Genomic DNA, 8,493 nt, shown 5'->3' with positions numbered 1-8,493 from the left:
GCTCCTGGTGACGGCGGCGCTGTCGGGGCTGCTCGTGGCCACCTACGTCCGGCAGGCCCCGGCGGTCGAGCCGGCCGAGCTCGGGCCGGGGGAGGCACCGGCGGATCCCGACGGGGTGACCCAGGGCCGTGCGGGGATGGTCGGCGGGTTGCTCACCTTCCTCGCCGTCGGGTGCCCGGTCTGCAACAAGCTCGCGCTCCTCGCCCTGGGCTACGCGGGAGCACTGCAGTGGTTCGCCCCCGTGCAGCCGTTCCTGGCGGCCGGCGGCGTCGTCCTGCTCGGCTGGGCGCTGGTGCGGCGGCTCGAGAACGACGGTTCCTGCCCGTTGCCGCGCTCGGCGGTGGCCGACCGTGCGACGATGCCCCGATGAGTGACACGCATCGCGACGTCGAGATCGAACGCATCGGGGACGGCGGCTACCTGGCCCGCAACGTGCGGGGCGGAGAGCTGCGCTTCGGCACCCAGGACGAGTCCGACTTCAGCCCCGTCGAGCTGCTGATGGTCGCGATCGCCGGCTGTGCCGCCGTCGACATCGAGGTCGTCACCTCGAGGCGCGCCGAGCCCACGCGGTTCGTCGCGCGGGTCGACGCCGAGAAGGTCAAGGAGCCAGAGGGGTCGATCCTCCGCGAGCTCGCGGTGACCTTCGACGTGCGGTTCCCCGAGGGCGAGGCAGGCGACGCCGCGCGCGCCGTGCTCCCTCGAGCCCTCCAGATCTCCCACGACCGCTCCTGCACCGTCTCGCGGACCGTCGAGGCCGCCAGCCCGATCGCGATGCGGCTGGCGGAGCTCGACTGATCCGCTCGGTCAGCGCGTCGTCGGAGGAGAGCTCTCCGCCGTGCGTGCCGGATCGCGCTCGACGACCTCGCCGAGCGCGGCGTCGATCCTCGCCATCACCTCGGCCGGGAGATCGACGCCGGACGCGGCGACGTTCTCGCCGACCTGCTCGGGCCGCGAGGCGCCGATGATCGCGCTCGCCACGTTCGGGTTCTGCAGCACCCAGGCCACCGCGAGCTGAGCCATGCTCAGCCCGAGCTCGCCGGCGATCGGCGCGAGGGCCTGCACGCGCTCCAGGACGTCGTCGCGCATCCAGCGCGAGATCATCCGGGCGCCGCCCTTCTCGTCGGTCGCCCGTGATCCCGCCGGGAGCGCGCCGCCCGGCGGGTACTTGCCCGTCAGGACGCCCTGGGCCACCGGCGACCACACGATCTGGGAGAGCCCGAGCTCGCGCGAGGTCGGGACGACCTCCTCCTCGATGACGCGCCACAGCATCGAGTACTGCGGCTGGTTCGACACGAGCCGGAAGCCGAGCCCTGAGGCGAGCTCCTGGCCCGCGCGGATCTGCTCCGCCGTCCACTCGCTGACGCCGATGTACAGGGCCTTGCCCGCGCGCACGACGTCGGCGAACGCCTGCATCGTCTCCTCGAGCGGTGTGTCGTGGTCGTAGCGGTGCGCCTGGTACAGGTCGACGTAGTCGGTCCGCAGTCGGGAGAGCGAGCCGTCGATCCCCTCCAGGATGTGCTTGCGGGAGAGCCCGCGGTCGTTCGGCCCCTGCGGGCCGACCGGCCAGTAGACCTTCGTGAGGATCTCCAGCGACTCGCGGCGCAGCCCGTCCAGCGCCTCGCCCAGGACGGTCTCCGCGGCGGTGTTCGCGTACACGTCAGCGGTGTCGAAGGTGGTGATCCCCGCGTCGAGAGCGGCGTGCACGCACCGGGTCGCGGTCTCGTTCTCGACCTGCGACCCATGCGTCAGCCAGTTGCCGTAGGTGATCTCGGAGACCTTGAGTCCGCTGCTTCCCAGGTGTCGGTAGTCCATCCACCCATCCAACCGTGGATCGCGCGGCGAGCGCGTCATGCCGCGCCGAGGGTCAGTCGGTGCGCACCCGGACGCCCTCCTCGGCCGAGCGGATGATCGCGTGGGCGACAGCGAGCGCCCGTCGGCCTGCCGTGGCGGGGACCGGCGGCTCGTCGCCTGCGCGGAAGGCGTGGAGCATCGCGTCGACGTACCGGTCGAGGGTCGCGTGGAAGCTCCTCGCCTCGTCGTCGAAGTAGCCGGCGCGCCAGAGGCGGGTCGTGTCGTCCCCTGCGACGGACAGCTCGAGGCTGCGCACCGTGTCGAGCACGACTCCTCGGCCGAGGGTCCCGTTGACCTCGAGGTGGTGGGTGCCCGGGTAGGCGTACGAGGAGTCGTAGGTGCCCAGGAGGGTGCCGACGGCACCGTTCGCGAACTCCAGGGCCACGGCCAGCGTCGTGACGACGCCGGGATGCGTGCGCTCGAAGGTCTGGGCCATGACCGAGGCGATCGGTCCGCACAGGTGCTCGAGCATGTCGAGGCCGTGCACCTGGGTCTCGATGAGGTTGGCGTGGCGGGAGGTGCCGAGGTTGGCCTCCCCGCCGAAGCGCCAGGTGGCGAAGACGAGCTCTCCGAGCTCTCCTGCCTCGATCGCCCGGTGCAGCCGCTGCACGGGCTCGGCATAACGGTGGTTGAGGTCGATGGCGAAGAACAGCTCGCGTCGCGCAGCCTCGGCCAGCAGGGTGTCGGCCTCCTGGAGGTCGAATACCAGCGGCTTCTCGACCATCAGGGGGACGCCACGCTCGATGAGGTGCAGGGTCGTCCCGAAGTGCTCCTCGTTCGGCAGGCTCACGGTCACCAGGTCCGGCTGCTCGGTGTCGAGCATCCGGTCGAGATCCGTGTAGGCACGGGTCAGGTACGACTCGGCGCGGGCGGCGGTGCGGCCGGGGTCGCGGCCGACGAGGGCGCACAGCGTCGTGTCGGGGCGATCGGCGAAGACGCGGGCGTGCTGCTCTCCCCAGCCGCCCGCGCCGACGACGGCCACCTTCACGGGGGTCTCGGCGCTGGGGCGGCGCAGGGGGACGGGCGGTCGGAACTCGGGTGCCATGTGCCTACTGTGCACCTGCGCGCGGCCCCGTGCGTCGCGGGTGCCGAGCGAGAGGGCCTGCGCGGATAGGGGCGAGCGGGGGATATTCGCTCAAGGATTCCGACCGCAGGTCGATACAGTGGGTGGACGACGCTTCGACGGCGTCCTGGATCTCACGCACGTGTCGACGGACGACATCCCGTCGCACGGTGCGTCCCGATCCGCCAGCGGGCCCGACGTCACAGGCACCGAGGCGGGGCGGGTGGCAGTCCCTGACGGCGACCAACAGGCCGGTCGCGGTTCAGGCTCCCCGGGAAGGGCAAACGGGGGAGCGGGCAGGGGCACGCGATGTCGTCTCCGGTGGGTCGTCCCGGATCCCGCTGCCCTCCTCGACGTCGAGCGCGACAGCAGGTGCGCGGTCCGCGTCCCACCGCGCGTCCCGAAGAATGCACGGCGACGACCGTGCCATGCCATTTTGCATTCCACCGGCGTGCACCGTGCGTGCATTCGTGATTCACGGTCGCGGACGTTTTTCTTCCGAATAGGCACGGCGCCGACCGGATCATCCGGCATGGCGCAGGAGGCAATTCTGGATCGGGAATAAAAACGTGGTGCATTGGGCAACGCATACCCCCCGGGGTAGGACCTCGGGCCCGTTCCGGACCCGCGGTCCCGGGTGGAGTGTTGGCCTGTGCCGATGCACCAGAGTCCAGCGAAGGGCCGAGCCGGAGACCCCGTCCCCGGGTTCCCCGGCATGCAGCGGGCACACCCCACCTCGGCGCAGGTCGCTGCGCCCCGTTCAGGAGGTCGCACCATGACGGTTGCCATCGAAGAGCTCAAGGCGATCACCGACACCCAGGTCGTCGACGCGAGGGGGACCTCGTGCCCCGGTCCGATCCTCGCGGCGAAGAAGGCCATCGGCTCGGTGCCGGTCGGCGGTGTGATGGAGGTCCTCGCCACGGACTCCGGCACCCTGAAGGACCTCCCCGCCTGGTCGAAGAAGATGGGCCACGACTACCTGGGCAGCTACGAGGACGGCGGCTTCCTCCGCCTCTTCCTCAAGAAGATGAAGTGACGTCCTGATGAGTCGCACCGAGGACGACGGGCCTGAGCCGCGGATCCTGGTGTTCTCCACGAACAACATCTCCGACCCGGGCATCGACCTCGCCGGGAGCCGGCACCTGCACTACCCCGCGACGGTCTCGGTCCTCGCGATGCCGTGCAGCAGCGGGATCAAGCCTGCCTGGATCGTGCACGCCCTCGAGTCCGGTCAGGACGGGGTCTTCATCGCCTCCGACGGCGAGGAGTGCGCCTTCCTCCCGGACTGCGCCGAGCGCACCTCGCGGATCGCCGCCCAGGCGCAGGAGCTCATGAAGGACAAGGGCCTCGAGCCCAACCGGCTCAAGATGGCGGCCGTCTGCTCGGTGTGTGCCGAGCCGTTCGCCAAGTACATGCGGGAGTTCGCCGATGCCCTGAACCGGCTCGGCTCTCGGCAGGTGCCGGTCGGCTGACCGGCACCTCGGCACGGACAGGAAAGGGACCCCACGGTGGACACCACCAAGAAGACCATCATCGTATTCAGCGGCGACTTCGACAAAGTCGTCGCGGCCTTCATCATCGCCAACGGTGCGGCAGCGATGGACGATGAGGTGACGATGTTCTTCACCTTCTGGGGCCTCAACGCCCTGAGGCGTCCGGACAAGGTCGCCACGACCGGGAAGTCCCCCGTGCAGAAGGCCTTTGCGGCGATGATGCCCCGCGGTCCCGGAAAGCTGACGTTGTCCCACATGAACTTCGCCGGCGCCGGCGCGAAGATGATGCGCCGCGTCATGCGTCAGCAGAAGATCATGCCGCTGGAGGAGCTCATCGACACCGCGCGCGAGCAGGGCGTGAAGATGATCGCCTGCACGATGTCGATGGACGTCATGGGCCTGCGGGCCGAGGAGCTGATCGACGGGCTCGAGTACGCCGGGGTCGCGAGCTACCTGGGCGACGCCGACGAGGCGAACGTCAACCTCTTCATCTAGGACGCGGCCGGGTCCCTGCGGATCCGGCCTGACAGGAGCGGAGCCACAGATGGACTACGACGTCCTGGTGATCGGCAGCGGGATCGGCGGCATGGAGTCGTCGATCAAGCTCGGGGACATGGGCTACAAGGTGCTGCTCGTCGAGAAGGAGGCGAGCGTCGGGGGACGGATGATCCTGCTGTCCAAGGTCTTCCCGACCCTCGACTGCGCGAGCTGCATCTCCGGCCCGAAGATGTCCTCGACGATCAACCACCCGAACATCACCACGAAGACCTACTCCGAGGTGACCGGGATCACGCGCGACGCGTCGGGCCGATTCCGCGCGGAGGTCAAGGAGAAGCCGACATTCGTCGACTGGTCGGCCTGCACCGGTTGCAGCGACTGCCAGACGGCGTGCACGGTCGCCGTCCCCGACGAGTTCAACTCCGACCTCGTCGCTCGCCGCGCCGCCTACATCCCGTTCCCCCAGGCGGTGCCGAAGAAGGCGGTGCTGACGCGCGAGGGGACCTCGCCGTGCATCGGGGCCTGCCCCGCCGGCATCAAGGCGCACGGCTACGTCTCCCTCGTGCGCAGCGGGAAGGACGAGGAGGCCTTCCAGCTCGTCCTGGACGCCACCCCGCTCGTCGGGACCCTCGGCCGGGCCTGCTACGCCCCCTGCGAGTCCGACTGCTCGCGCGCCAAGCTCGAGGGTACCGTGCCGATCCGCCTCATCAAGAGGTTCGCCGCTGACCAGCACTACGCCACCGCGGGTGAGGTCCCGGCGGGGCCGGTGGTCGAGATCGCACCGCAGAACGGTCACCGGGTCGCCGTGGTGGGCTCCGGTCCCGCGGGGCTGACGGCAGCATGGCAGCTCGCCCGACAGGGCTACCAGGTCACGATCTTCGAGAAGCGCTCGGCTCCTGGGGGCTACCTCCGGCACGCCATCCCCGCCTACCGGCTGCCGCACGAGGTCGTGGACGCCGACATCGCCAACCTCACGTCGATCGGGGTGGAGATCGAGTGCGACGCGAGGATCACCGACCTCGAGGCGCTGAAGGAGTCCGGTGGCTACGACGCCGTCGTCGTGGCGACCGGTACCCAGGAGGCGACGGCGATGGCCGTCCCGAACGAGGACGTCGCCGGCTCGGTCACCGGCCTGGACTTCCTCGCCGCCGTCGCCAACGACACGGCCCCCGACCTGGCCGGGAAGCGGGTGGTCATCGTCGGGGGCGGGAACGTGGCCATGGACGCGGCCCGGGTGAGCCTGCGGCTCGGCGCGGCGCAGGCGCGGGTGGTCTATCGGCGGACCAGGGCCGAGATGCCCGCCCATCACGTGGAGGCGGACGACGCCGAGGCGGAGGGCGCGGTCTTCGACTTCCTGGTCACCCCGATCGAGGTCCTCGCGAGCGACGGGCGGGTGAGCGGCATCCGGCTCCAGACGATGCGGCTCGGCGAGCCCGACTCCTCGGGCCGGCGCAGCCCCGAGCCGGTGCCGGGAGCCGAGACGACGCTCGACTGCGACATGGTGATCTCCACGATCGGCATGAGCCCCGACTCCACGCTCTACGAGCACCTGGTCGGGATCGGCAAGGGCCGACGGATCGCCGTCGACCCGCAGACCCTGCAGACCGAGCTCCCGTACCTGTTCGCCGCGGGGGACGTGACGATGGGTGCCACCGACATCACGCGGGCCATCGGTGCCGGGCGGCGCGTCGCCCACATGGTCGACCGCTGGGTCACCGGGAGGCCGCTGAACGGCTTCACCGCCCTGGACGACAGGATCGACACGATCGACCAGGACCGGGTCCTGTCCCGGCAGACGGCCTACGGGCACCGCAACCCCATCAAGGGAGAGGTCGACCTCGTGCCGCACCCGCGGGACTTCCACGAGATCGAGGCGGCGCTCACCCCCGAGCAGGCGCGCGCAGGGGCGGGCAGCTGCCTGGACTGCGGGGTGTGCTCCGAGTGCCAGGAGTGCGTGCGGGTCTGCCCTGCCGACGCGATCCGGATGGACCAGAAGGAGACGGTCTCCACGGTGGAGGTCGGTGCCGTGGTGGTCTCGACCGGCTACAAGCTCTTCGCCGCCGACGCGAAGCCCGAGTACGGCTGGGGCCGCTTCCCCAACGTCATCACCGGGATGCAGATGGACCGGCTGCTCGCACCGACCCGGCCGTACAACACCGTGCTGCGGCCGGGGGACGGCAAGGTGCCCGAGCGGATCGCCTACATCTCGTGCACGGGCTCGCGGGACAAGCAGGTCGGCAACCCGCTGTGCTCGAAGGTCTGCTGCATGTACTCGATCAAGCAGAACCAGCTGATCATGGGAGCGCTCCCGCTCGCGGACGTGACGATGCACTACATGGACATGCGTGCCTCGGGGAAGCGGTACGACGAGTTCTACGAGCAGGCCAAGGACATGGGCGCGCAGTACATCCGCGGCCGGGTCTCGGGGATCACCGAGAAGGAGAACGGTGACCTGGTCCTGCGCTACGAGGACACCGAGGGGACCGGGGCGATCGTCGAGGCCGAGTACGACCTCGTCGTCCTCGCGGTCGGCATCCAGCCGAACCGGGACGTCGAGCGGCTCTTCACCGGGGAGCAGCTCGCGATGGACGAGCACTTCTACGTCGCGGAGCCGAGCGAGGACCTCGACCCCGGCCGGACCGACATCCCCGGCGTGTTCGTCGCCGGCACGGCCTCGGGGGCCAAGGACATCGTCGACACGATCGTGCACGCGGGCGCGGCGGTGGCCCAGGTCGCCGCTCATCTCGAGCACGCCAAGGTGAGCGCCGGGGTCCCGGCATGAGCGAGGAGCCGACGGTGAGCAACGACCCGATCCCCGTACCGGTCGCCGGCACGACGAGCGACGAGGTCCCCGAGGCCGGTCGGGAGCGGCGGATCGGGGTGTACATCTGCCACTGCGGGGGGAACATCTCGGACTACGTCGACGTCGCCCAGGTGCGCGACGCCCTGCGCGCCGAGCCCGACGTGGTCGTCGCCGAGACGACGATGTTCGCCTGTGCCGACGGCACCCAGCACGAGATGATCGACGACATCCGTGGCAAGCAGCTCGACGGACTCGTCGTGGCGAGCTGCTCGCCCAAGCTGCACCAGGTGACCTTCCGCGGGGTGTCCACCAGGGCGGACCTCAACCCCTACGCGTACACGCAGGTCAACATCCGCGAGCAGGACTCCTGGGCGCACACCGACGATCGCGCGGGAGCGACGGCGAAGGCGATCGGACTCGTGCAGGCCGGGGTCGCCAAGACCCGGCTCTCGACCCCCCTCGAGCCGCTCCGGATCGAGACCGTCCCGGCCACGATGGTCGTCGGTGGCGGGGTCGCCGGACTGCGCGCCGCGATCGGCCTGGCGGACATCGGCATCGCGGTGACGCTCGTGGAGCGCGAGGCCGAGCTCGGTGGTCGGCTCGCCCGGCTCGGTCCGATGTTCCCGCACGATCGCAGCGGACGGGAGCAGATCGCCGAGCTGCTCGCGCAGATCGCGGCCCGCCCGACGATCACCGTGCTCACCAGTGCCGAGCTGGTCGGCAAGACCGGCTCGTTCGGCAACTACACGGCGAAGGTCCGGCTCCGGACGCAGACGACGGAGGAG

8 protein-coding genes and 1 pseudogene are annotated in these 8,493 nt (G+C 70.4%); 7 read left to right on the top strand and 2 right to left on the bottom strand.

The annotated features are described in order from the left end of the window. Together ABWK99_RS10595 and ABWK99_RS10590 are read left to right on the top strand one after the other, a co-directional pair. Positions 1-370 (top strand): annotated as a pseudogene (locus ABWK99_RS10595) (hypothetical protein); the annotation flags it as partial. After that, positions 367-795, top strand: coding sequence for an OsmC family protein (locus tag ABWK99_RS10590; protein ID WP_372594670.1), 429 nt, complete (start codon positions 367-369; stop codon positions 793-795). The pseudogene ABWK99_RS10595 and the gene ABWK99_RS10590, both read left to right, overlap by 4 nt. Before the next feature lie 9 nt (positions 796-804). On the opposite strand, the gene ABWK99_RS10585 is transcribed toward ABWK99_RS10590, so the two are convergent. Both ABWK99_RS10585 and ABWK99_RS10580 read right to left on the bottom strand, forming a co-directional pair. After that, positions 805-1,812 carry an aldo/keto reductase family protein gene (locus ABWK99_RS10585; protein WP_372594669.1) on the bottom strand — a complete coding sequence of 336 codons (1,008 nt, stop codon included), beginning with the start codon at positions 1,810-1,812 and terminating at the stop codon, positions 805-807. A gap of 52 nt (positions 1,813-1,864) precedes the next feature. After that, positions 1,865-2,896, bottom strand: a complete 1,032-nt coding sequence (locus tag ABWK99_RS10580) for a Gfo/Idh/MocA family protein (protein WP_372594668.1) — start codon at positions 2,894-2,896, stop codon at positions 1,865-1,867. A 793-nt stretch (positions 2,897-3,689) separates the two neighbouring features. Here ABWK99_RS10580 and ABWK99_RS10575 point away from each other — a divergent pair. The 5 genes from ABWK99_RS10575 to ABWK99_RS10555 all read left to right on the top strand — a co-directional run. Next, on the top strand, positions 3,690-3,950 hold the full coding sequence (locus ABWK99_RS10575; protein ID WP_372594667.1) for a sulfurtransferase TusA family protein: 261 nt from the start codon (positions 3,690-3,692) through the stop codon (positions 3,948-3,950). Between the two features lie 7 nt (positions 3,951-3,957). Further along, positions 3,958-4,386 carry a hydrogenase iron-sulfur subunit gene (locus ABWK99_RS10570; protein ID WP_372594666.1) on the top strand — a complete coding sequence of 143 codons (429 nt, stop codon included), beginning with the start codon at positions 3,958-3,960 and terminating at the stop codon, positions 4,384-4,386. A gap of 36 nt (positions 4,387-4,422) precedes the next feature. Then, complete coding sequence (locus ABWK99_RS10565) at positions 4,423-4,902, top strand: DsrE/DsrF/DrsH-like family protein (RefSeq protein WP_372594665.1); 480 nt, start codon at positions 4,423-4,425, stop codon at positions 4,900-4,902. Between the two features lie 49 nt (positions 4,903-4,951). Next, entirely contained in the window at positions 4,952-7,687 is a 2,736-nt protein-coding gene (locus ABWK99_RS10560) for an FAD-dependent oxidoreductase (protein WP_372594664.1), read from the top strand. Between the two features lie 14 nt (positions 7,688-7,701). Continuing rightward, the coding region (locus ABWK99_RS10555; protein WP_372594663.1) for an FAD-dependent oxidoreductase at positions 7,702-8,493 on the top strand (792 nt) is incomplete at its 3' end.

Source organism: Actinotalea sp., from assembly GCF_041597215.1.
GTDB lineage: Bacteria > Actinomycetota > Actinomycetes > Actinomycetales > Cellulomonadaceae > Actinotalea.
The sequence above is the reverse complement of the archived record's forward strand: the minus strand, read 5'-3'. Positions and strand labels throughout refer to the sequence as shown.

Excerpts from the sequence above, each read along its gene's own strand:
- ABWK99_RS10560 (WP_372594664.1), top strand. The coding sequence starts at position 4,952 with ATGGACTACGACGTCCTGGTGATCGGCAGCGGGATCGGCGGCATGGAG.
- ABWK99_RS10570 (WP_372594666.1), top strand. The coding sequence starts at position 3,958 with ATGAGTCGCACCGAGGACGACGGGCCTGAGCCGCGGATCCTGGTGTTC.
- ABWK99_RS10580 (WP_372594668.1), bottom strand. The coding sequence starts at position 2,896 with ATGGCACCCGAGTTCCGACCGCCCGTCCCCCTGCGCCGCCCCAGCGCC.
- ABWK99_RS10585 (WP_372594669.1), bottom strand. The coding sequence starts at position 1,812 with ATGGACTACCGACACCTGGGAAGCAGCGGACTCAAGGTCTCCGAGATC.
- ABWK99_RS10575 (WP_372594667.1), top strand. The coding sequence starts at position 3,690 with ATGACGGTTGCCATCGAAGAGCTCAAGGCGATCACCGACACCCAGGTC.
- ABWK99_RS10590 (WP_372594670.1), top strand. The coding sequence starts at position 367 with ATGAGTGACACGCATCGCGACGTCGAGATCGAACGCATCGGGGACGGC.